This is a genomic window from Fusobacterium necrogenes, assembly GCF_900450765.1.
GTDB classification, from domain to species: domain Bacteria; phylum Fusobacteriota; class Fusobacteriia; order Fusobacteriales; family Fusobacteriaceae; genus Fusobacterium_A; species Fusobacterium_A necrogenes.
Window position 1 is genome coordinate 1,724,258 of record NZ_UGGU01000003.1, and the last position, 24,880, is coordinate 1,749,137.

Consider the following 24,880-nt stretch of genomic DNA (forward strand, 5'->3'; position numbering starts at 1 on the left):
ATCATTTCCCTGTTTATTAAGCAACTATTCTAAAACTTCAGTTATTTATAAAAGAAAAAAGACTGAGATTTTCTCTCAGTCTAATTAATTAAAATTACTTTTCAATTCTTGTATAAGGAATTAAAGCAATATTTCTAGCTCTTTTTATAGCTTTAGCTATTTTTCTTTGTAACTTAGCATTAGCTCCAGTTACTCTTGAAGGATTGATCTTTCCTTTATCAGATACAAATCTTTTTAAAAGGTCTACATTTTTATAATCAATTTCTTCAGCTTTTACTCTTAATTTAGCTCTTCTTCTTCTGAATTCTGCCATCTTTTTAACCTCCTCTTGATTTTTAACATTAACTGATTATTAGTCTTGTTTAACTATGATGTATCTTAATACTTCTTCTATGATGTTTAGTTTTAATTCAACATCTGATAATACAGTCCCGTCAATTTCAAAAGTAGTTAATACGTAGAAACCAGTTTTTTTCTTATCGATAGGATAAGCTAACTTTCTTTCTCCCCATTTTTCGCTCTTCTGAATATTAGCTCCTGCAGCAGTTAAAACTCCAGTTACTTTTTCAATAACAGCCTCTCTACCTTCTTCAAGTACAGTTGGGTTGATAATGAACATAATTTCGTATTTTTTCATTTTTTAACCTCCTCCCTATGGTTTTAGCCCAAAACACAAATGTTTTTGAGCAGGGTCGTTTAATATTATATCAAAACTATATAATATTTTCAAGTATTTTTTATTTTTTTCTTACCCAAGGTGGTAAATCTAAGTTAGGTTTTTCTATTTGCTCCTCTGTCCCTGACGCAGCCTTTTCACTTTTTGCTTTATCTATACTGATAAATGGCTCATTTTTCTCTTCTTCATTTGCGAAATTATTAGCTATAATTGTAACTTGAACTCTATCTCCAAAATCTGGCTCTATAACAAGTCCAAACATTACATCGTCAGCTGTCTTACCAGCAGCATCCCTTACCATATCAGATATAGTCTGAGCTTCCATCAATGTAATATCTGGTGCCCCTGTTATATTTATAAGGATTTTACTAGCACCAAGAATAGATTTTTCTAATAATGGAGATAACAATGCCTTTTCAGTAGCTTTTATAGCTCTATTTTCCCCTTCTCCTTCTCCAAATCCTAGCACTGCTATTCCAGAATTTAACATTGTCGCCTTAATATCAGCAAAATCTAAATTGATAAGTCCATTTCCTATCATAAGGTCAGCTACACCTCTAATACCTATTTTTAAGATATTATTTGCTTCTTTAAATGCATTTTGTAATGTTATTGTTTTATCAGGTAGTTCAAATAATTTATCATTTGGAATAATTACTAAAGCATCTACAGCTTTTTTAAGATTTTCTATTCCTACATCAGCATTATTTTTTCTCTTTCTTCCTTCAAATGAAAAAGGTCTTGTGACAACAGCAACAGTTAGAACACCTAATTCCTTGGCTACTCTTGCAATTACCGGAGCAGAACCTGTCCCAGTTCCACCACCCATCCCAGCTGTAATAAATAGCATATCTGTCTCTTCTAATAGATTTTTTATCTTCTCTACGTCCTCTTCTGCCGCTTGTCTTCCTATCTCAGGATCGGCTCCTGCTCCAAGCCCCCTAGTTAACTTTTCTCCTAGTTGGATTCTAATATCGGCCAATGACTTTCCCAAATCTTGAGCATCTGTGTTAGCTGCTATATATTCCACTCCTCCTACTCCTGAAGAAATCATATCATTTATAGCATTTCCTCCTGCTCCACCTGCTCCTAACACCTTTATTTTTACTAAGTCTTGATCAAGTAACATAATTTCATCCCTCCCTTTCTAAATGAAGTTTGAAAACCAATTTTTTACAGCTTTCAAAACCCCATTCTTCCTCTTCTCTTTTTCTTCTTCTACCGATTCTTCCTCCAGCATTTTAGATAGGTCTTCTTTCTCCTCTTCTATCGGTTGTATAATTTTTTCATTTTTAACCTTTATTTCTTGGTGAGTGTAGCTACCTGTTTTTAGTTTCCTGTCCTCTTCTTCCATTACCTCATAAAAAATTCCAATGACAGTCGCCATACTAGTAGTAACCTCTTCTAAACCGCTAAATTCGCTAGGTAAAACTTTTCGTGCCACATACCCAGTTTTTTTATTAATTGTTTCTAATAGTTTTTCTACATTTATTATTCTATCTGACACAGCTCCACCAGTTAAAATTAGTCCCTTTCCCAAATAACCATTAAAACCTGACTTTTCTATAGTATCTTTTATATAATCTATTATCTCTTCAACTCTAGCATTAATGAAACTTTCTAATTCAAGTGCTGCAATATATTTTCCTTCTCCATAATAGATATAACCTTCTGGAGAAATATCTTTATTTCTGTATTTATTTAAAATTTCAATCGCTTCTTCTTCTTCATTCAATTTCAGAATATAAATTAAATCTGTTTTAAAATGCATTCCACCAAGTGGGATAGTTTCGGTATAGATAAGCTTATCATTTTTATAGAGAATAATATCAGTACTTCCCTCTCCTATATCAGCTAGAGCTACTCCCATTCTACTATCTTCTTCTCCTAATGTAGACTTAGCTGAAGCATAAGCATTCAAAACTATATTCTCTACATCCACACCTATTCTATTAATAGTTTCTACTAGCTTAGCAACTCTTTTTTTCTCTGTATATATCAAATGTACGTCACCTTGTAACTTACTTCCTAATACTCCTAACGGATTTTTAACAATTCCTGAGTTATCAACTCTTATATTATATATCTCCGTTTTTATTAATTGTTCCTCTGAAGTTAGAATTTTTTTCTTTGTATCTTCTAAAAGAGCTTTTATATGATCCTCTGTAATCTCCTCTTCATGAAAACTATACTCCATATTTACCGTTCTTGATTTTATTTTTTCTCCACCTATTCCAATAGTTATAGAGTCTATTTCTTGTTCTGTAGCTATTCTTAACTCTTCAATAACATTATTTATAGCCTTTGAAAGCTCTTCAGCATCTCTAATTTCATTTTTTATCATTCCGACACTAGGACCTTCTACATACTTTAATACTTTCAATACCTCTCCATTAGAAGAAAGTTCTCCTGTGATAGCTTTTATTTTTGCATTTCCTATGTCTACTACTGTCTTTACAATCTTATCCCTATTTATTACCATTTTTTTCTCCTCCGAACTCTTTAACTATAAAATCATTAAATCTGATATCTATATATTCAATCTTTCTAGTTTTTATAAGTTCACCATATAAAGTTTCTAATACTTTATATTTTTCATCTTCAACATCTAAATTTGTCTTTATAATAGTTCCATCAGTTAAAATAAGCTCTATGCAGTTATCATTTTTTAAATAAATTTGAGAAATTAATGTCCTTAATAAGATATCCTCTAATTTTTGTGATAATTTTAAAAGTTTTTCTAATTTTTCTTTATTTTCAGCAACTAAAAAATATATATTACTATCTAACTGTTCTTTTAAATATCCGAAAATTTTACCCTTACTATCTAATAAAAAAGTATTCTCTCCATTTTGAAGATAGTAAGCTAATTTCCTCTCCTGTATATAAATGGCTATTTTATCTAATCCTAAAATTTTTATCTCTGCTTTTTCAACTCTTACATCAGTCTCTAAATACTCTTCTAAACTTTTAAAATCAATATCCCATATGTTATTATTATAAATTATTTTTATCATATCTGTCAATTCACTTGACAATATTTTTGAATTACTTTCTATTTTTATCTCTTTTACTTTGAAAAAATCCAAGACTAAAAATTTACTAGGAATTATATATATTAACCAACTAAATAAAAATATAAATACTAGTCTTAATATAAATTTCAAAAAAACTCTCCTTATTTTTTAAAAGTATCCACCATTATTTTCACTAAATCATCGAAAGTATACCCTTTAAGTGTACCTAAATCTGGTATTAAACTTGTTTTTGTCATTCCTGGACAAGTATTTACCTCTAAAAAATATACCTCTCCATCTTTTAATATAAAATCACTTCTTGAAATTCCTTTTAACCCTATTATCTCATGAATTTTTTCAGCATTTTCTATTGCTTTATCATAAGCTATTTTATCTATTTTAGCTGGATATTCATGAATAGATCCTCCAGCAGCATATTTTGATTCATAGTCATAAAATTTATTCTTAGGAATAATTCTTAATACCCCAAGTCCTTCTCCATTTAACACCCCTACTGTTAGTTCCTCTCCCTGTATCATCTCTTCTATTAAAGGTTTTCTTCCTTCTAGTACTTTAATAGCCTCTCTTACTTCCTCATGAGTATTACAAAAATATATTCCTACACTTGATCCATCTCTTGCTGGTTTTACAACTACTGGAAACTCCTTTATTTCTTCAACATAGTTATAAGTTTTTGCAGTTTTTATTCCTACTGAATTAGCTATTGCTTTAGTATAAGCTTTATCCATTGCTATAGCACTTTCTAAAGCCCCAGATCCTGTATATGATTTTCCTAACATATCCAATAATCCTTGAAATGTTCCATTCTCTCCATAGCCACCATGAAAAGCTATATATGCTAAATCATATTCATTTTCTATAAAAGCTGAAAATAAATTTTTCTCTGTTACATCTACTCCATAGGCATTATAGCCTTGTTTCTGTAAACTTTCTAATATAGCTGTGCCACTTCTAAGTGAAACTTCTCTCTCCGAAGATATTCCTCCCATAAATACTGCTATTTTCATCCTTCTTACCCCTTATTTATTATTTTTTAATATAACTATTTCTTCTTCTAAATTTATACCATACATAGAATTTATCTTCTTTTTTACAAGTGCTAGTATTTTTAAAATATCTTCAAAAGTTGCATTTCCATGATTTATTATAAAATTTGGATGCTTAGAAGATATTTCTGCTCCACCTATTCTTGTTCCCTTTAAGCCAGCTTCTGAAATTAATCTTGCTGAAAAATCTCCTACTGGATTTTTAAATGTACTTCCAAGATTTGGTTTATCTAAAGGTTGTTTACTCTCTCTAAGAATTTGTATCTCTTTTACTTTTTCTAAATTAAATCCTCTTTTAAATTCAAAGGTAGCACTTATAATTATCCATTTTTTTTCTTGAATCTCTGTATTTCTATAAGAAAATTTTATTTCATTTTTTTTCAAGCTTCTTATTTCATAATTTTCATCAAATACTTCTATCTCCTTAATACAATCAAATATTTCACTTCCATAAGCTCCACCATTCATATAGACTAATCCACCTATACTTCCTGGAATTCCAGCCAAATTTTCAAGTCCTGAATAATCATTTTTATTCATAAAAGCTATAAGCTTATTAAAATCTAATCCTGCACCTACTCTTATAACTCCTTCTTTTAATTCTTCTATACTATTCAATTCTTTTAAAGATACAAAAGTTATATCTAAGTTTCCTTCATCAATAAGAGTATTAGTTCCATTACCTATTAAAAAAATATTTCCATATTTTTCATATATCTCTTTTAATTCACTTTTATCCTCAACTATGATGAACCTTTTTGCTATTCCTCCTATTTTCATATTTGAATAATTTCTCATATTGTGATTTTCTAATATCTTCATTATCTATATTTCCCTTCTAATTTTTCTGCAACTCTGTGAGCAATTTTTGATATATCTCCAGCTCCCATAAACATAAACACCCTATTTCCTTCAAAATTCATTATCATTTCATCTATATTTTGTGGATTTTTTTCTACAATAGCTTTTGGCTTTGTAATTATATTCTGTAAATCCTCAATTGTAACTTTGAATATATTCTTTTCTCCAGCACTATATATTGGTAAAAGAATTAATTCATCAGCTTTTTCAAAAGCATCTTTAAAATTTTTCAATAAAAAATTCACTCTGCTATAACGATGTGGTTGAAATATAACAGTTATTTTATCTTTTTCAATTGAAGTTGCTCCTTGTAAAGTAGCTTTTATCTCTGTTGGATGATGAGCATAGTCATCTATTACTCTCACTCCATTTCCGCTATAAAGTATCTCATATCTCCTTTTTGATCCTCTAAATTTACCAAATGCTTTTTCTATATCTTTTTCGTCTAGTCCAAATTCTAAAGCTAAATATATCACAGGCAAGGAGTTTAAAATATTATGCTCTCCTGGAATATACAGAGTAAAATTCCCTATCTTTTTCTCTCTAATTACCACGTCATAACTAGTTTTTCCATCCTCTATCATTACATTTTCAACATAGATATCTGCAGTTTTGTCTTTCATACTATATCTAATTATTTTTTTATCTTTCTTACTAGAAACTAACTTGTTTAGGATTTCACAATCTGAACAAATAAGAATTTCCTTAGAAGTCTGATCTATGAATTTAGAAAAAGATTTTATAATATTTTCTAAAGATCCATGATTTTCTAAATGATCAGCTTCTATATTTGTAATTATTGAATAAGTTGGATTCATATATAAAAAAGAATTATCACTCTCATCAGCTTCAGCTATAAAATAATTTGATTTCCCTGGCTTAGCATTTGATCCTATCTCAGGAAGTATCCCCCCTATAACAATAGTAGGATCTAGCGATAACATAACTGAAGCTGCCATTGAACTAGTTGTTGTCTTTCCATGAGTTCCAGCTACTGCTATTCCACATTCTTCATTTAAAAGCATAGCTAATAACTCTCCTCTTTTTACAACCTTTATACCATTTTCTAAGGCATATATATACTCTGGATTCTCCTTTTTTATAGCACTAGAAGCTATTATCATATCAAAATTCTTTCCTTCAAGATTTTTTTCAGAATGCTGGTTATGAACTATTATCCCCATACTCTCTAATTCATCAGTTACATAAGAACGACTTAAATCACTTCCTTCTACTTTATATCCCTTACATTTCATTATCTTAGCAAGACCACTCATTCCTATTCCATTTATCCCTATAAAATAAATTTTTTTCACTTTAATTCCTCCAAATATCAAGAGACTCTATTATTTTCTCCACAGCATTCTCTTTTTTTAAATTTCTAATATTTACTTTCATCATCTCTAAATCATTTTTCTGCTCTAATAATTCTAGAGCTTTTTCAACCGCTAGACTAGCTTCTGAATTTTTATACATTAAAGCTGCCCCAACTTCTTCTAATAATTTTCCATTATCATATTGACCTACTTTTATTGAATTATAAGGAATAATAACAGATGGTTTCCCTAACTGTATTATCTCTGATATAGTTAGTGCTCCTGCTCTACACACTATCAAGTCTGCAGCTGCCATTATATTTATCATATTTTCAAAATATGGTCTAACTATATCTTGAATCTTAGTCCTATTTATATTTCTCACTATCTCATCATAATTTTTCTCACCAGTAGCCCAATAAAGTCTAATATTTTTATCTTCTAATATCCTTTCCCAATTTTTTAAAACTGCTTCATTTATTTCTTTAGCTCCAAGACTTCCACCTGTTATCAAAAGAACTTTTTCATTATCTTCTACTTTTAACTTTTTTCTTTCTTCAAGAGTTTTTACAAGATATATCTCTTCTCTCAATGGATTTCCTGTTACCATACACTTTTGCTGATACTTAATAGGAATATCATCATAAGTTTTTTCAAAAGCTAAAAATATTTTTTTAGCAAATCTATAAAAAAATCTATTCGTTCCTCCTAAGTTAGCATTTTGTTCTTGAAGATATATTTTTTTTCTAAAAAGCACTCCTCCAATCAAAACAGGAATAGATATATAATTTCCAAAACCTATTATCGCATCTGGCTTCTCTTTTGCCACTAAACTTATTCCTTGAAATACTCCTTTTATATAACCTAACATCTTTTTAAGAGTTCTAGGTGGCGCTATATTTAATCCTATAAATCTAAAACCTGCCCTAGGCACTATATCTCTTTCCATCCTTATGCTAGTGCCAACAAAAAGTACATCTATTCCCCTTTTTTTTAACTCATCTGCTACTGAAAGAGCTGGATATATATGCCCTCCAGTTCCTCCTGTCGTTAAGATTACCTTTTTCAAATATCTCACCTACCAAAAATATCTTTTACTAACTCTTTGAATACATTTCCTCTATGTTCAAAATTTTTAAATTGATCATAACTAGAAGTTGCTGGAGAAAACAATACTACTCTTTCTTCATACTTAGAAAATCTCCTTTTTATATCTTCTAAACAAGGCTTCAACTCTCTTAAAAGATAGACATTTTCATATCCTTCTTTTAACAGTTTCATATTTAATTCATCAGCTATCTCTCCTATTAAGTAAACACAACTTACATATTTTTCTATCAATTTCACCAAAGGAGTCCAATCCAATTTTTTGTCATAACCACCACATATTAAAATACACTTCTGAAAAGCTTCTATAGCAAAAGCTGTTGATTCTATATTTGTCCCCTTAGAGTCATTTATAAATTTTATCTTCCCATATTCAAAAAAATTTTCCATTCTATGCTCTAATGTTTTAGTAGTATATAAGAATTCTTTTATTTTTTCACTCTCTATTCCACAAAGTTTAGCTGTTGCTACTACAAATAATACATTCTCTAAATTATGTCTTCCCTTTAAAGAAAGTTTTTCAACTTCTAAAATCTCTTCTTCTTTCCAATAAAGTTTTCCATTCTGCACATAGCAATCCCTTCTTATGTATTGAGACAATTCTATTTTTTGTCCAAAAATTAACTCCTCTCTCTTTATTATCTCTTCACAATCACTATTTACTAAAAAATATTCTCTTTCATCTTGATTTTTACAAATATTAAATTTAGTATCGTAATATTCACCAATACTACCATATCTTACAAGATGATCAGGAGTTAAATTTATTATCATAGAAATAAATGGTCTAAAATCTATTAAATTCTCTAATTGAAATGAACTGAGCTCTAATACTATATATTCTAATTCCTTCCTTTCTAAAAGTAACTCTGCAAAACTTCTTCCTATATTTCCAGCATATTCAGCCTTATGCCCTGAATACTTTAAAAGTTCTGCTATTTTTGTAGTTGTTGTGGTCTTTCCATTAGTCCCCGTTACAGCTATAATTTTTGTACTGACGTTATATTGTACCATATATTCATAACATAATTCAATTTCATCTATAACTTTTATTTCTTTTTTTTGAGCTTCAAGTACCAATTTATTATAAGGTACTCCTGGACTTTTTATAAACACTTCAATTTCATCCAAATAATCTATTGCCTCTACTGAAGATAATCCTACCTTATCATCTACTAAAATCACATCATAATGTATACTTTCCAGAAGTTTTTTCGCTCCCACTCCACTTATTCCAGCTCCAAAAACCATTGCTTTTTTCATTTTACTACCGCCTTTTCTCTTTCTTCCCTAGATAGATTTATAACCACGGTTATATTTTTCCCGTGGTTATTTTTTTAGATTATTCCTCTCATTCTTATTACTCCCAAAGCTATTATTCCAAACATTAAAGTAGCGATCCAAAATCTCATTGTTACCTTGGTCTCTGCAAGTCCACATAACTCAAAATGGTGGTGAATCGGAGCCATTTTAAACACTCTTTTTCCTCTCAACTTAAAAGAGCCAACTTGAATTATTACTGAAAGAGCTTCCATTACAAATACTCCACCAATTATAGGTAAGATCAATTCTTGTTTTAAGAGAATTGCTACTACTCCTAAAATTCCACCAAGTGTTAATGAACCTGTATCTCCCATAAATATCTGTGCTGGATAAAAATTATACCATAAAAAACCCAATCCTGAACCACATACAGCTGATAAAAACACTGTTATTTCTCCTGAACCTTCTGTATAAAAAAGATTTAAATGTCTACTTAATTCTATGTGTCCAGTAAAATATGCTACTACTCCTAAAATAGCAGAACATATTACCATTGGCATTATAGCTAATCCATCCAATCCATCAGTTATATTTACTGCATTAGAAGTCCCCATCAATATTAACAAAATAAATAATAGCATTCCTATACTACCAATATATAGCATATTTTCTCCATATATTGGATTAATTATTGATAAATCTATCTCTTTATTCCCAGTAAGTCCAAAATAATTTATAAATAACCACACTAAAATAGCTATAAAACTTTGTCCTAGTAACTTTTTCTTTCCTGATAACCCCTTTTTATTGACTGTAAATTTTTTATAATCATCAATAAATCCTATCCCTGCAAAACCAGTCATACTTATTAGCAATAATATAATTATTCTATTACTTATATCAGATACTAAAATATTAGTAATAAATATTGTCAGAATAATAAGTACTCCACCCATAGTTGGAGTTCCTTTTTTCGACATATGAGTAGCTGGTCCCTCTTCTCTAATTTTTTCAGCAAGCTTTTTCGCTCTTAAATAATTGATAAAAGGTTTCCCAACAATTAATACTATCATAAATGCCAAAATAAAAGCCATAAAACTTCTTAAATAGATAGATTTTAAAAATTGTAAACTTTGCACATATTCTCCAATTAAATAAAACATCTTACCTCATTCTCTCCCTCTTATTCTATTATCTCTTCCATTTTCATTCCTCTAGATCCTTTCAAAAAAACAACCTTTGAATCTGAAAATTCAGACTTTATATTTTCTTTTATAAGAAATTTATCTGAAAATACTTTTATCTTATTACTCTTTTCTACTAATTCATAGGCTTTTTCCATTCTCTCTCCATAAAGATATATTCTATCTACTCTTATATTTATAGCTTTTTTTATAACTTCTTTATGATAAGCTATCTCGTTTTCTCCGAGTTCTAACATATCACCTAAAACAGCTATTTTTATTCTATCATTATACAAACTATCAAAAGTTTCTAAAGAATACTTCATAGATATCGGACTAGCATTATAAGCATCATTTATATATAAAACTCCCATTCTATCAATTTTTTGAAATCTCATAGGTGTCAAATTCAACTTATTAAATCCTTTTTGAATATCATGTTTAGATATATCTAATAATTCTACCATAGCTACAGCCATAGCTGCATCTATACAATTATGCTTCCCATTTAAGTTAACTTGATAACTCTCTTTATCTAAAAGAAATCTTATTCCATTCTCACTATCTTGATAATCTTTTATCTGTTTTTTACAGCTATTTTCATAGCCAACAGTTATTGCTTTTACATTTTTAAGATAAAAGTCATCTCCAAAGACAACTAAATTCTTTGAATTAACATATTTTATCATCTCACTCTTAGCTTTAAAAACATTTTCTCTTGTTTTTAAATACTCTAAATGAGAGTCTCCTATATTGGTTATAAGGCCATAATCAGGCTGTGCTATTCTACATAACCTATCTATCTCCCCAAATCCACTCATTCCCATCTCAAGAACTAATACTTCATCTTTATCTTCTAATTGCAAAATAGTATATGGTAGACCTATATGATTGTTATAGTTTCCTTCCGTCTTTTTACATCTATATTTCTGAGATAAAATAGAGTATATCATATCTTTAGTAGTTGTTTTTCCATTACTTCCTGTTATAGCTATAACCTTTATATTTAAGACTTTTCTATACTCTTTTGCTATTTCTTGCATACTTTCTACTGTATCTTTTACTTTAATTACTTTTTCATTACTACCAGAATAGTTATCAGCTATAACAAGTGCAGCTCCATCTTCTAAAGCATTCTCTATATAAACATTTCCATTATTGATAGCAAAAAAAAGAGCATCTTTATTTACTTTTCTGCTATCCATAGTTACTTTTGATATTTCATTCAAATTTTCTAATTTAAATTTCTTCCTTAATAATTTTGTAAGAATTTCCATAAATATTACCAAATTAATTTATAAATTAATATGCCTTTCTTTATATTTAATACTAACAGTTTATTGTATCATTAATAGCTATATAATACAATGAACTTTTATATATTTTTAACTAAATTCTCCTTCAAAAAGTTTGCAAAATCTAAAAGATTTCTGTAATTTTTTACTTTCATTCTCTTAATTTTAGTTAAATGCTCCATTCCGTGCCCTGTTTCTAACAATATTGGAGTTACATTTGCATTTATACCAGCTTCTATATCACTTATATTATCTCCTATCATAAAAGATTTTTCTCTATCTATATCAAACTCTTTTATAGCTTCTTCTAACATCCCAGGATTAGGTTTTCTACAATTACACTCTACCTTATATTTTCCAACTCCTTTTTCTGGATGATGTGGACAAAAATAAAATTTTTTTATTTTTATTCCCTCTTTTTCCAATATCTCTCCAATATAATTATTTAAAATTTCTAAATCTTCTTCAGTATAATATCCTCTTGCTATTCCTGATTGATTGGTAACTACTACAAAAATATATCCCAAATCTGCTAGAATTTTTAATCCTTCTACTACTCCCTCTTCAAATTCAAAATCTTCTATTTTATGTAAATAATCTTTCTCTATATTTATAGTTCCATCCCTATCTAAAATAATAGCTTTATTCATAATTTCAATCCCTTCTATCTCAAATCTTTAAAATCATTCTTATTATATCATAGTTTATTGGAGAATAGAAATAGAATAAAAATTACAAAAAATAAAAAAGCTTGGCAAGTTCCTATCCTCCCAGGAGGCTTCCCTCCAAGTACTTTCAGCGTTTACGGGCTTAACTTCCAGGTTCGGAATGTGTCTGGGTGTACCCCCGTAGCTCTTCTCACCAAGCTAATGTCTATTTACATAGGCATTTGAAACTATATAGTAATATCAGGTAACGCTGATTCCTTTCAGTCATCTGCGTCTAAATAATCATAGTCGTAACTTCGTTACTTCTTGATTATTTGAAGGTTAAAACTTCGACTTATTAGTATTGGTCAGCTAAAGGCCTCGCAACCCTTACACCCCCAACCTATCTACCTCCTAGGCTCGAAGGAGTCTTAAAGAATACTTATCTTGAAGTCAGTTTCCCGCTTAGATGCTTTCAGCGGTTATCTGTTCCAAACGTGACTACCCAGCTGTGCCACTGGCGTGACAACTGGTACATCAGAGGTTTGTCCATCCCGGTCCTCTCGTACTAAGGACAGATCTTCTCAATATTCTAACGCCTACAGTGGATAGGGACCGAACTGTCTCACGACGTTCTGAACCCAGCTCACGTACCGCTTTAATGGGCGAACAGCCCAACCCTTGGGACCTTCTCCAGCCCCAGGATGCGATGAGCCGACATCGAGGTGCCAAACCCTACCGTCGATATGGACTCTCGGGTAGGATCAGCCTGTTATCCCCAGGGTAGCTTTTATCCGTTGAGCGACGATCCTTCCATTCGGAATCGCCGGATCACTATGTCCTGCTTTCGCACCTGCTCGACCCGTCAGTCTCGCAGTCAAGCTCTCTTATGCCATTGCACTCTGCGGTTGATTTCCATCCAACCTGAGAGAACCTTTGAACGCCTCCGTTACTCTTTCGGAGGCGACCGCCCCAGTCAAACTGCCCACCTAGCACTGTCTCCGTGGCTTCAAACCACAGATTAGAATTTCAACATTGAATGGTTGGTATTCCACCGACAACTCCAATGCAGCTAGCGCCACATCTTCATAGTTTCCCAACTATCCTATACATGCAATGCCAAAACCCAATACCAAGCTACAGTAAAGCTCCATGGGGTCTTTCCGTCCTACTGTAGGTAACCGGTATCTTCACCGGTAATACAATTTCACCAGGCCTCCCGTCAAGACAGCGCTCAAATCATTACACCATTCGTGCAGGTCGGAACTTACCCGACAAGGAATTTCGCTACCTTAGGACCGTTATAGTTACGGCCGCCGTTCACCGGGGCTTCAATTCGGAGCTCTCACTCCTCCTCTTAACCTTCCGGCACTGGGCAGGTGTCAGCCCATATACATCGCCTTACAGCTTAGCATAGACCTGTGTTTTTGTTAAACAGTTGCTTGAGCCTCTTCACTGCGACCCCCAAGCGCTTTGCATTGCGTGTATACTCACGCCCAGGGGCACCCCTTCTCCCTAAGTTACGGGGCTATTTTGCAGAGTTCCTTAACGAGAGTTAGCCTGTCCGCCTTAGATTTCTCATCCTGACCACCTGTGTCGGTTTCGGGTACGGGCAGTCATACCTTAACGTTAGAAGCTTTTCTTGGCAGCGTGGGATCTGTACATTCATCTTACGACTATATATCACACCTCAAATCTAACTTGACGGATTTACCTATCAAGTCATTCTACATGCTTTTACGGAAACTACCGTTCTTCCGCGCACATACCCTTCTGCGTCCCTCCATCACAAAATATGACTGGCACAGAAATATTAATCTGTTTTCCATTCGCCTACGCACTATAGCCTCGGCTTAGGTCCCGGCTTACTCAGGGAAGACAAGCTTTACCCTGAAAACCTTGGTCTTCCGGCGGGGAGGATTCTCGCCTCCCTTCTCGCTACTTATTCCTGCATTCTCACTTCTGATACCTCCAGAGTTGCTTACGCTTCTCCTTCAACGGCCTACAGAACGCTCTCCTACCAATTGCTTGCGCAATTCCACAGCTTCGGTTCATAACTTAGCCCCGTTACATTGTCGGCGCAGAGACTCTCGACCAGTGAGCTATTACGCACTCTTTAAAGGTATGGCTGCTTCTAAGCCAACCTCCTGGTTGTTTATGAATCTCCACCTCCTTTCCCACTTAGTTATGATTAGGGACCTTAGCTGGTGGTCTGGGTTGTTTCCCTTTTGACGATGGAAGTTAATTCCCATAGTCTCACTCCTGAGCTCTTGAATTATGGTATTCGGAGTTTGATTGGATTCAGTAAGCAATGCGCCCCCTAGTCCATTCAGTGCTCTACCCCCATAATTAAACACTCAAGGCTGCACCTAAATGCATTTCGGAGAGAACGAGCTATCTCCTAGTTCGATTGGCTTTTCACCCCTAAACCTACCTCATCTCCCAACTTTTCAACGGCGGTGAGTTCGGGCCTCCACTGTGTCTTACCACAGCTTCACCCTGGACAGGCTTAGATCACCAGGTTTCGCGTCTACGCCCAGCGACTAAAATCGCCCTGTTCAGACTCGGTTTCCCTTCGGCTCCGTTAAACTTAACCTTGCCACTGAACGTAACTCGCAGGATCATTCTCCAAAAGGCACGCCATCACCCCGAAGGGCTCTGACCGCTTGTAAGCACATAGTTTCAGGTTCTATTTCACTCCCCTCCCGGGGTTCTTTTCACCTTTCCCTCACGGTACTATACGCTATCGGTTAGTAAGAGTATTTAGCCTTACGAGATATGGTCCTCGCAGATTCACACAGAATTCCTCGTGTTCCATGTTACTTGGGAGAGAACGGACAAGTTAATGAGTTTACCTGTACAGGATTATCACCTTCTACGATCTAGCTTTCCAACTAGTTCCAGTTCAGTCATTAACATTGTTGAGTACGTTGCAGTTCCTCGTAGTTCTTCCCACAACCCCGCATAAACAACGGCTGCATCCTTGACATTTATGCGGTTTGGGCTCATCCCCGTTCGCTCGCCGCTACTTGGGGAATCGTTTTTACTTTCTTTTCCTCGCGTTACTTAGATGTTTCAGTTCACGCGGTACCCTCTTTCGTGCTAAGTCTTCAACTTAGCGGATTGCTCCATTCGGAAATCTCAGGATCAAACGTTCGATTGCAACTACCCTGAGCTTATCGCAGCTTACCACGTCCTTCATCGGCTCTTACTACCTAGGCATTCCCTATGTGCCCTTAATTATTTTAACCTTTAGTTTTTAAATATTGATTGACAGCTAACTCTATTAAAATTAGAGTTAAATTGTATTATCTGATTTACTATATAGTTTCCAATGTCCATTAATAATAATGTTGCGTCCCATTCTCCGAATGCGACATCTTTATAATCATAGTCGTAACTCCGTCACTCCTTGATTATAAGAACATTATCAATAGAATAGAGAAAGTATTGCTCCTTAGAAAGGAGGTGATCCATCCGCACGTTCCCGTACGGATACCTTGTTACGACTTCACCCCAATCGCTAATCACACCCTCGGAGCATCCCTCCTTACGGTTAGGCCTGCTACTTCAGGTGCAACCAACTCTCGTGGTGTGACGGGCGGTGTGTACAAGACCCGAGAACGTATTCACCGCAACATAGCTGATTTGCGATTACTAGCGATTCCAACTTCATGTACTCGAGTTGCAGAGTACAATCCGAACTGAGAATAGTTTTCTGAGATTAGCTCCCCCTCGCGGGTTTGCGACTCTCTGTACTACCCATTGTAGCACGTGTGTAGCCCAGCGTATAAGGGGCATGATGACTTGACGTCATCCCCACCTTCCTCCTGCTCATCGCAGGCAGTATCGCATGAGTGCCCAACTTAATGATGGCAACATACGAAAGGGGTTGCGCTCGTTGCGGGACTTAACCCAACATCTCACGACACGAGCTGACGACAGCCATGCACCACCTGTCACTAGGTTCCTCCGAAGGGGCACGAAGGCATCTCTGCCAACTTCCTAGGATGTCAAACGCTGGTAAGGTTCCTCGCGTTGCGTCGAATTAAACCACATGCTCCACCGCTTGTGCGGGTCCCCGTCAATTCCTTTGAGTTTCATACTTGCGTACGTACTCCCCAGGCGGATTACTTATCGCGTTAGCTTGGGCGCTGAGGTTCGACCCCCAACACCTAGTAATCATCGTTTACGGCGTGGACTACCAGGGTATCTAATCCTGTTTGCTACCCACGCTTTCGCGCTTTAGCGTCAGTATCTGTCCAGTGGGCTGGCTTCCCCATCGGCATTCCTACAAATATCTACGAATTTCACCTCTACACTTGTAGTTCCGCCCACCTCTCCAGTACTCTAGTTTGACAGTTTCCAACGCAATACGGAGTTGAGCTCCGCATTTTCACATCAGACTTACCAAACCGCCTAGACGCGCTTTACGCCCAATAAATCCGGATAACGCTTGCGACATACGTATTACCGCGGCTGCTGGCACGTATTTAGCCGTCGCTTCTTCTGTTGGTACCGTCACTTACTTCGTCCCAACTGAAAGCACTTTACATTCCGAAAAACTTCATCGTGCACACAGAATTGCTGGATCAGACTTTTGGTCCATTGTCCAATATTCCCCACTGCTGCCTCCCGTAGGAGTAAGGGCCGTGTCTCAGTCCCCTTGTGGCCGTTCACCCTCTCAGGCCGGCTACCTATCATGGCCTTGGTGAGCCGTTACCTCACCAACTAGCTAATAGGACGCAAAGCTCTCCTGCAGCGCGTATAGCTTTCATATGAATTCCATGCGAAACTCACATAATATCCGGTATTAGCATTCGTTTCCAAATGTTGTCCCAGACTGCAGGGCAAGTTCTTTACGCGTTACTCACCCGTCCGCCACCATCACCCGAAGGATCAAGTAGACTTGCATGTGTTAAGCATTCTGTCAGCGTTCATCCTGAGCCAGGATCAAACTCTTCGTTCAATCTATTAAACTCAGTAAAATATACTGATTATTTACACCAATTTATTGTTGTGTTTGCATTACTTATCTTTCTCTATTCTGTTGCTAATGTCCTTATTCATCAGTACCGCTCTCTCGCGAACAAGGTATATGTTACCATAAATAATATTTTTCGTCAATACTTTTTTTTATTTTTTGAATTTATAAATAAAAATCCCCCTTTAATAACTTAAAGAGGGATTTTTATTTTACTAATCTATATAAAATATTTTGGGGAAAGATTTATGGTATAATAATACTATTTTTCAATGTCATTTATGTGAAATTTAAAAGTAATTTTTTATAATTTCTAACAGTTTTATAATACAATTCCTTGACTTTCATCTTTTTATATGTTAGTATTCTTATACCATCGGAGGGTAAATAACTATTGTAAGTTATGAGCTGGATAAGATGACGGGTGAAACTCCCGTTTCTTATCTGGCTCTTTTTTTTAACAAGGAGGAATTAAAAAATGAAAGAATCAACATTATTAAAAGGAAATATTTTAAAATCATTAATTTCCTTTGCTTTTCCTGTTTTATTAGCACTCTTTTTACAAGCTATGTATGGAGCTGCAGACTTAATAATTGTGGGGAAATTTGCTGGAACCTTTGAACAATCTGGAGTAGCTACAGGAAGTCAATTTTTTAATATGGTTGCTATGGTGATTACAGGTTTATCCATGGGAATAACTGTTTTAGTTGCTCAAGCTATTGGATCAAATAAAAAAGAAGAAGCTAGTCAAGGAATAGGAGTAGGAATAGCTATATTTGCTATTTTAGCAATTTTCATTACAATTTCAGTTACAATTTTTAGTGACATACTTACTCAATTTATGCATTCTCCTCCAGAAGCTTTTAAACAAACTAGCTCTTATATATTCATATGTGGAATTGGAACTACTTTTATTGTAGCTTATAATGTTATTGGAGCAGTTTTTAGAGGTATAGGAGATTCTAAAACACCACTTATAACTGTTGCTATTGCGTGCTTTATAAATATTGTAGGAGATTTAATTTTAGTTGTTATCTTTAAAATGGGAACAACTGGAGCTGCTATTGCTACTGTTACAGCTCAAGGAATAAGTGTTATTATCTCTCTTATTTTTATCTCTAAGAAAGAGCTCCCTTTCTCTTTTTCAAAAAAATATATATCTTTTAATAAAAAATTAAGTAAAAAAATATTAGTTGTAGGAATACCAATAGCTTTACAAGAACTTCTTGTACAGTTCTCTTTTCTATTTATTCAAATTATTGTAAATAGCATTGGAGTTATAGAATCTGCCGCTGTTGGAGTAGCTGAAAAAGTTTGTATCTTCCTTATGTTAGTTGCATCTGCTTATATGCAATCTATTTCAGCTTTTGTTGCTCAAAATAATGGAGCTAGATATTTTGATCGTTCAAAAAAAGCTCTTTTCTATGGAATTAAAACAGCCTTTATAGCAGGAATAATAATGGGTTCTCTATCATTTTTTTGGGGAAATCATCTTTCAGCATTTTTCTCAAATGAAGCAAATGTTATTTTATCTTCTCATAACTATTTAAAAGCTTATGCTATTGATTGTCTGTTAACTGCTGTACTTTTCTGTTTTATAGGTTATTTTAATGGGTGTAGTCACACTGTTTTTGTTATGTTACAAGGAATAATTGGGGCCTTCTTCATTAGAATTCCTGCTGTATATTTTATGAAAAATATCAAAGATGCTAATCTTTTTCATATTGGATTAGGAACTCCTATCTCTACAGTTGTACAAATACTTCTGTGTCTCATTGCTTATAGAATCTATACAAAAAAAAATTGACTTTTTCAATATTTTACTATATACTAAATGCTGTAAAATTAAATAAACTCTTGTTTAGACAAGGAGATGTTCTACACAGACAAACCATCTATAAAAAACTAGGCCAAAATTTAAAGTAATTATTTATTTTAAAGAGCAGAGTTTTTCTGCTCTTTTTTATTAGTTATTTTATCTTCCTAGTTTTTAATAAATTTAGGAGGATAGAATGATATTTAGAAATGAATTACTTTGGTTTTGCATGCTCGTTATTAACTTTGGATTAATACTTTTTGCTTATAAAAAATTTGGAAGAATTGGACTTTATGCTTGGATACCAATTTCAACTATTTTAGCTAATATTCAAGTTGTTCTTTTAGTTGATTTATTTGGTTTTGGAACTACATTGGGAAATATTCTATATGCAGGAGGATTTTTAGTTACAGATATTTTAGCTGAAAATTATGGAAGAAAAGAAGCTCAAAAAGCTGTATATTTAGGATTTTTCTCTCTTATTGCAATGACTTTAATTATGCAGATAGCTGTATCTTTTACACCTTCTAATATTGAAGAGGGAATTATAACATTTAATGGTGTTAAAAGGGTATTTGATTTTATGCCAAGAATAGTAATAGCTTCTCTTATCTCATACCTTATCTCTCAAACTCACGATATTTGGGCTTATGAGTTTTGGAAAAAGAAATACAGTGAGCCAAAACATATTTGGATAAGAAATAATGCTAGTACTATGGTTAGCCAACTTATAGATAATGCTTGTTTTACTTTAATAGCTTTCTATGGAGTTTATCCAAAAGAGGTATTAATCGAAATTTTCCTAACTACATATTTTATGAAATTCTTAGTAGCTGTATGTGATACTCCATTTGTATATATAGCTCACTACTTAAAAAAGAAAAATCTAATAGAACAGGTTATATAAATCTTTAAATTGAAATCAAAAATAAAAGTAACTACTCAGGCATTTCATCTTTTAAGAAGAAAACTAAGAATTGTTCCATATTCTAAGAAGTTGATTAACTATGGCTTATCTCACTAAAAATGCAAGGGTTAAGTCTTTTGACTTATTGCATTTTTTAGCGTTCGATTTCGCTGAGTTAATCTAACTTCTCTTCATAAATTACACAATTCTTTGAGTTTTCTTTAATTGACTAAGAACTGAGTAGTTACCAGTAAATTTTCCTTTACTATTACTTTCTCCGATTTCAATTTAAGAAATCTATTCATCTATGTAGTTATCAAAATATCCTTGAATTAAGATAATTGGTGTTCCTTTATCTCCACTTCCAGAAGTTAAGTCACAAAGAGATCCTATTAAGTCAGTTAATCTTCTTGGAGTAGTTCCTTGAGTTATCATTTGTCCTTTTAAGTCAGAATCTTTACTCTTAATAGCTTCAGTTACAGCTTTTTGTAATTCTTCTCCTTTTAAATCAGCTAAATCATTATCAGCTAGATATTTTAATTTTATTTCATTTGGAGTTCCATCTAATCCATCAGTATATCCTGGAGAAACAACAGGATCAGCAAGTTCCCAAATTTTTCCAACTGGATCTTTAAATGCTCCATCTCCATAAACCATAACTTCAATATTTTTTCCAGTTTTATCTTTTAACATTTTTTGAATTTTTACAACTAATTCTTTGCAATCACGAGGAAATAATTTTACACTATCTTCAGTTGCTTTGTTTGAACCTAGTAATCCATAATCAGAATTATATCCAGAACCATTTATAGAAGTAGTTAGAATTTCATCCATTCCATAAACTATTTTAGCTCCAGCTTTTTTTAGTAATTTTTTAGTTCTCATACGAGTGTGGATATCACAATTTAATACACAATCAGTATATTTTAAAATAGCAGTAGGATTATTAGCAAAAACAACTTCAACTTCTGCCCCTTGTTCTCTAATAAGTTGTGAATAATACTCTATATAGTTTACTCCTGTAAATACGTGAATTGGATTTCCAAATTTTTCAGTAAACTCAGCTTCAGTTAAAATATCTGTCCAAGGATTAACTCCTTTTTCATCTAGTAAATCGTAATCTATAAAATGGTTTCCAACTTCATCAGAAGGATAACTAAACATTAAAACTATCTTTTTAGCTCCTCTTGCAATTCCTTTTAAGCAAACAGAAAATCTATTTCTACTTAAAATTGGAAATATAAGTCCTATTGTATTCTCTCCATATTTCTTTTTTACATCAGCTGCAATATCATCAATTGTAGCATAGTTTCCTTGAGCTCTAGCTACTATTGATTCAGTAATAGCCACTACATCTCTATCTCTTAATACAATATTTTCTGATTCAGCAGCAGCTAAAACAGCGTCTACTGTAAATACAGATATGTCATCACCTTGCTTAATAATTGGTGCACGAAGTCCTCTTGATATAGTTCCTACTAATCTTCCCATACTCTTACTCCTTTTTTATTTATTTAGAATTTTTACAAGAGTATTATATCATATTTTTTGAAAAAATATTATTAAAAATAAAAAAAATAAAAGAAAAATAAGTTATTTTAATTATTATAATTTTTAAATCCTCCAGAGAGATTATATACATCAAATCCATAATTCAATAGTATATTTTGAGCTGCATTTCCAGTTGTCCCTTTATTACAATGAACAACTATTTTTTTATCTCTAGGTAACTCATTTAATTTTTCCCTCAATTTTTCTAAAGGAATATTTATTGCTCCTTCTATGTGAGCTGAATTATATTGACTTGCTGAACGAGTATCAATTATTAAATATTCAGAAAAATTATCCTTTAGTTCTTCTGGAGTTATTATTTTATTTCTTCCATTTATAGCATTATCTAAAATCACTCCTGTATAAGCAACAGGATCTTTAGTAGTAGAAAAAGGTGGAGCATAAGCTAAATCTATATGAAATAATTGATCCACAGTTGCTCCAAAAGTTAAAAGAGTAGCAAATACATCTAATCTCTTGTCCACTCCATTTTCTCCAACTATCTGTACTCCTAGTAATTTACCTGTTTTTCTATCTGCAATAGCTTTTATTAACATCTCTCTCGAACTTTCTAAATATTCAGTTTGATTTGGTTTTATATTATGGATAATTTCAATATCATATCCTCTAGCTTCTGCTTCCTCTTGAGATAATCCAGTTTTTCCAACTACAAGATTAAAAACTCTAAATATTGAAGTTCCCAAAACTCCTTTAAACTCTAGATTCCCTCCTGTTAATCTATCTCCTAAGATTCTTCCCATCTTATTAGCAGTTGACCCTAAAGGTAGATATAGTTCTTCTCCAGTTATACTTGAATATGCCAAAGCACAGTCTCCAGCTGCATAAATATCTTTTATATTAGTTTCAAGATATTTATTAACTTTTATAGCTCCCTCTCTACTAAGTTCTATCCCTATTCCTTGTAAAAACTCTGTATTTGGAATCACTCCTATAGCTCCAATTATAAGCTCTGCCTCAATATCTTTTCCATTAATAGTTTTTACCCTATTTTTTTCAATAGTTTCAATAGAATCCTTTAAAATTACTTCTATCCCTTGTTTTTTTAAATATTTTTCTAATATTCTACTGATGTCTTTATCTAATTTTCCCCCTATTCTATCTCCTTGTTCTATAAGAGTAGTTTTTATTCCTCTAGAAGTAAGGTTTTCTAACATCTCTAAGCCTATAAAACCTCCTCCTATAACAAGAGCACTTTTAGGATTATTTTTATTTATAAACGCTTTTATTCTATCTCCATCTTCAATATTTCTAACATAGAAAATATTTTCCCCTTTATACTCTAACTCTCTTGCTCTAGCACCACTTGTAATCACTAATTTGTCATAGGTATCTAAAAATTCCTCTCCAGTAATCTCATTTTTAACTAGAATTTTTTTCTCTCCTGCAATTACTTTTTCAACTTTATGAACTGTAAAAATATCTACATTAAACCTATCCTTAAACCATTTTACATCTCTAGGAGTTAAATTTTTTCTCGATATATAATCCTCTCCTACATAATAGGGTATTCCACATCCAGAGTAACTTATATCTCTTCCTGCTGTATAACAAACTATCTCCACTTCTTCAATATTTCTTCTAGCTTTTGCTATTACAGAAGTTCCTGCTGCAACAGCTCCAATAACTACTATTTTCATATATCTCCCTCACTATATTATAAATTGCTGGATAGCATTAAAAAAGTATCCCACTATAATTATTCCCACAGTACAAATTCCTATAAATACCTTTAATAATTTAGGTTTTATAGCCTTACGTAACATTACTAAAGATGGAAGTGATAAAGTTGTAACAGCCATCATAAAAGCTAAAATACTTCCTAAATTTGCTCCCTTTGCAAATAATGCTTCAGCTATAGGTATAGTTCCAAAAATATCAGCATAAATAGGAATTCCTATTAAAGTAGCTAAAATTACACCAAAGGGATTTTTACTTCCTAATATTCCTACAATCCATCTCTCTGGTATCCAGTTATGAATAGCAGCTCCTATTCCAACTCCAACAATTATATATGGAAAAACCTTCTTAAAAGTTTCCATCATCTGTTGTTTTGCATATCTTATTCTATCTCCTACACTTAATTCTGGAATATCTAAATCTATACTTCCAACACTTTTAGCATTACGAATAAAATCCTCTATCTCATCTTCTAATTTTAATTTCTCTATTATTGTACCACCAATTACAGCAATTATAAGTCCTAATACTACATACCATACAGCAATTTTTATTCCAAATATACTCATTAACAATAATAAAGAACCTAAATCTACCATAGGAGAAGATATAAGAAAAGAAAAAGTTACTCCTAAAGGTAATCCTGCTGAAGAAAAACCTATAAATAGAGGAATAGATGAACAACTGCAAAAAGGAGTTACAGTTCCTAACAGTGCTCCTACTATATTTGCCCATATTCCATGAAATCTTCCTAAAATCTTCTTACTTCTTTCTGGTGGAAAATAACTTTGAATATAACTGATAAAAAATATTAAGGAACAAAGTAGTATTGTTATCTTGATTACATCATAAAAAAAGAATTGAACTCCACCAAATAGATGTGTATCTCTTCCCATTCCAAATTTTACTAATATATCTCCAACTAATAGATTTAACCATTTCATTCCTAGAATTTGATTTTGTATAAAACTCCATATTGTTCCCATTTTTTTACTTTCACTCCTTTATATCGATATATATCAATCTATCTTTCTAATAAAAAGGGATGTTACAATTTAAAAATTAAAGTAATTATAACAACCCCTAAATTTTATTTATAATTTTTTTAATAATTCTTTGATTTCATCTTTTGACAGAACTTTTCCATAAGAAACTACTTTTCCATCTACCCATAATCCAGGAGTAGACATAATTCCATATGTTGCTATCTCTGCAAAGTCTGTAACATGCGTTAATTTTACATCTAATCCTAATTCATTTACTGCTTCTAAAGTATTCTTTTCTAGAGTATGACAGTTTTTACATCCTGGTCCTAAAACTCTAATCTCCATTTTGCTTACCTCATTTGTTCCTTCACAAGAACAACTTGTTTCTTGAACTTTAGGCTCCTCTTTTACCTCTGTTCCACAAGAACATCCACACTCTTTCTTCCCAAATAACTTATCAAATATACTCATCTTTATACCTCCATTTTAATATCTATATATTTAA

The 24,880-nt window shown here is 32.7% G+C and carries 19 protein-coding genes and 3 rRNA genes; 2 read left to right on the forward strand and 20 right to left on the reverse strand.

Translation table 11 applies throughout. The features are described from left to right. Positions 1–94: 94 nt before the first annotated feature. The 16 genes from rpsR to DYA59_RS08320 all read right to left on the reverse strand — a co-directional run bounded on the left by rpsR (position 95) and on the right by DYA59_RS08320 (position 17,402). Positions 95–313, reverse strand: coding sequence for a 30S ribosomal protein S18 (gene rpsR, locus DYA59_RS08245; RefSeq protein ID WP_005885805.1), 219 nt, complete (start codon positions 311–313; stop codon positions 95–97). A 39-nt stretch (positions 314–352) separates the two neighbouring features. Further along, entirely contained in the window at positions 353–637 is a 285-nt protein-coding gene (gene rpsF / locus DYA59_RS08250) for a 30S ribosomal protein S6 (RefSeq protein WP_115271123.1), read from the reverse strand. A gap of 100 nt (positions 638–737) precedes the next feature. Beyond that, the gene (gene ftsZ / locus DYA59_RS08255) at positions 738–1,805 is read right to left on the reverse strand and encodes a cell division protein FtsZ (RefSeq protein WP_115271125.1); all 1,068 of its coding nucleotides are present in this window, start codon (positions 1,803–1,805) and stop codon (positions 738–740) included. Positions 1,806–1,823: 18 nt separating this feature from the next. Next, positions 1,824–3,158, reverse strand: a complete 1,335-nt coding sequence (gene ftsA, locus DYA59_RS08260) for a cell division protein FtsA (RefSeq protein WP_115271127.1) — start codon at positions 3,156–3,158, stop codon at positions 1,824–1,826. Next, entirely contained in the window at positions 3,145–3,843 is a 699-nt protein-coding gene (locus DYA59_RS08265) for a cell division protein FtsQ/DivIB (RefSeq protein WP_115271129.1), read from the reverse strand. Before DYA59_RS08265 ends, ftsA begins: the two co-directional genes overlap by 14 nt. An 11-nt stretch (positions 3,844–3,854) precedes the next feature. Further along, positions 3,855–4,721 carry a D-alanine--D-alanine ligase gene (locus DYA59_RS08270; protein WP_115271131.1) on the reverse strand — a complete coding sequence of 289 codons (867 nt, stop codon included), beginning with the start codon at positions 4,719–4,721 and terminating at the stop codon, positions 3,855–3,857. Between the two features lie 12 nt (positions 4,722–4,733). Continuing rightward, positions 4,734–5,582 carry a UDP-N-acetylmuramate dehydrogenase gene (gene murB, locus DYA59_RS08275; protein ID WP_115271133.1) on the reverse strand — a complete coding sequence of 283 codons (849 nt, stop codon included), beginning with the start codon at positions 5,580–5,582 and terminating at the stop codon, positions 4,734–4,736. Further along, positions 5,582–6,937, reverse strand: a complete 1,356-nt coding sequence (murC, locus tag DYA59_RS08280) for a UDP-N-acetylmuramate--L-alanine ligase (protein ID WP_115271135.1) — start codon at positions 6,935–6,937, stop codon at positions 5,582–5,584. Before murC ends, murB begins: the two co-directional genes overlap by 1 nt. A 1-nt stretch (position 6,938) precedes the next feature. Continuing rightward, positions 6,939–8,015 (reverse strand): undecaprenyldiphospho-muramoylpentapeptide beta-N-acetylglucosaminyltransferase, encoded by a 1,077-nt coding sequence (gene murG, locus DYA59_RS08285; RefSeq protein ID WP_115271137.1) that lies wholly within the window; start codon positions 8,013–8,015, stop codon positions 6,939–6,941. Beyond that, positions 8,012–9,307, reverse strand: a complete 1,296-nt coding sequence (murD, locus tag DYA59_RS08290; protein WP_115271139.1) for a UDP-N-acetylmuramoyl-L-alanine--D-glutamate ligase — start codon at positions 9,305–9,307, stop codon at positions 8,012–8,014. The genes murG and murD overlap by 4 nt, the downstream gene beginning before the upstream one ends. A gap of 74 nt (positions 9,308–9,381) precedes the next feature. After that, positions 9,382–10,470, reverse strand: coding sequence for a phospho-N-acetylmuramoyl-pentapeptide-transferase (gene mraY, locus DYA59_RS08295; RefSeq protein WP_115271141.1), 1,089 nt, complete (start codon positions 10,468–10,470; stop codon positions 9,382–9,384). A 20-nt stretch (positions 10,471–10,490) separates the two neighbouring features. Further along, a complete protein-coding gene (locus tag DYA59_RS08300; protein ID WP_115271143.1) occupies positions 10,491–11,768 on the reverse strand; it encodes a UDP-N-acetylmuramoyl-tripeptide--D-alanyl-D-alanine ligase in 1,278 nt (425 codons plus the stop codon). 98 nt (positions 11,769–11,866) lie between these two features. Next, positions 11,867–12,436: a D-glycero-beta-D-manno-heptose 1,7-bisphosphate 7-phosphatase gene (gmhB, locus tag DYA59_RS08305; protein WP_115271145.1), complete on the reverse strand. Its 570-nt coding sequence runs from the start codon at positions 12,434–12,436 to the stop codon at positions 11,867–11,869. A gap of 99 nt (positions 12,437–12,535) precedes the next feature. After that, positions 12,536–12,652: ribosomal RNA gene (rrf, locus tag DYA59_RS08310) — 5S ribosomal RNA — on the reverse strand. Positions 12,653–12,771: 119 nt separating this feature from the next. Continuing rightward, positions 12,772–15,684 (reverse strand): 23S ribosomal RNA (locus tag DYA59_RS08315). Positions 15,685–15,894: 210 nt separating this feature from the next. After that, positions 15,895–17,402: ribosomal RNA gene (locus DYA59_RS08320) — 16S ribosomal RNA — on the reverse strand. Together the 16S, 23S and 5S rRNA genes form the textbook arrangement of a ribosomal RNA operon. 493 nt (positions 17,403–17,895) lie before the next feature. Between DYA59_RS08320 and DYA59_RS08325 the strand changes: the two genes are divergently transcribed. After that, positions 17,896–19,224, forward strand: coding sequence for an MATE family efflux transporter (locus DYA59_RS08325; protein WP_115271147.1), 1,329 nt, complete (start codon positions 17,896–17,898; stop codon positions 19,222–19,224). 208 nt (positions 19,225–19,432) lie between these two features. After that, positions 19,433–20,140, forward strand: a complete 708-nt coding sequence (locus DYA59_RS08330; protein ID WP_407918898.1) for a queuosine precursor transporter — start codon at positions 19,433–19,435, stop codon at positions 20,138–20,140. Positions 20,141–20,437: 297 nt separating this feature from the next. Here the strand turns inward: DYA59_RS08330 and DYA59_RS08335 are convergent, their stop codons facing one another. The 4 genes from DYA59_RS08335 to DYA59_RS08350 form a co-directional block, all read right to left on the reverse strand. Then, the gene (locus DYA59_RS08335) at positions 20,438–21,631 is read right to left on the reverse strand and encodes a coenzyme F420-0:L-glutamate ligase (protein WP_115271151.1); all 1,194 of its coding nucleotides are present in this window, start codon (positions 21,629–21,631) and stop codon (positions 20,438–20,440) included. A gap of 107 nt (positions 21,632–21,738) precedes the next feature. After that, a complete protein-coding gene (locus tag DYA59_RS08340; protein ID WP_115271153.1) occupies positions 21,739–23,349 on the reverse strand; it encodes an FAD-dependent oxidoreductase in 1,611 nt (536 codons plus the stop codon). Positions 23,350–23,361: 12 nt separating this feature from the next. Further along, positions 23,362–24,375: a permease gene (locus tag DYA59_RS08345; RefSeq protein ID WP_115271155.1), complete on the reverse strand. Its 1,014-nt coding sequence runs from the start codon at positions 24,373–24,375 to the stop codon at positions 23,362–23,364. Between the two features lie 108 nt (positions 24,376–24,483). Further along, entirely contained in the window at positions 24,484–24,846 is a 363-nt protein-coding gene (locus DYA59_RS08350; protein WP_115271157.1) for a thioredoxin family protein, read from the reverse strand. Between the last annotated feature and the right edge of the window lie 34 nt (positions 24,847–24,880).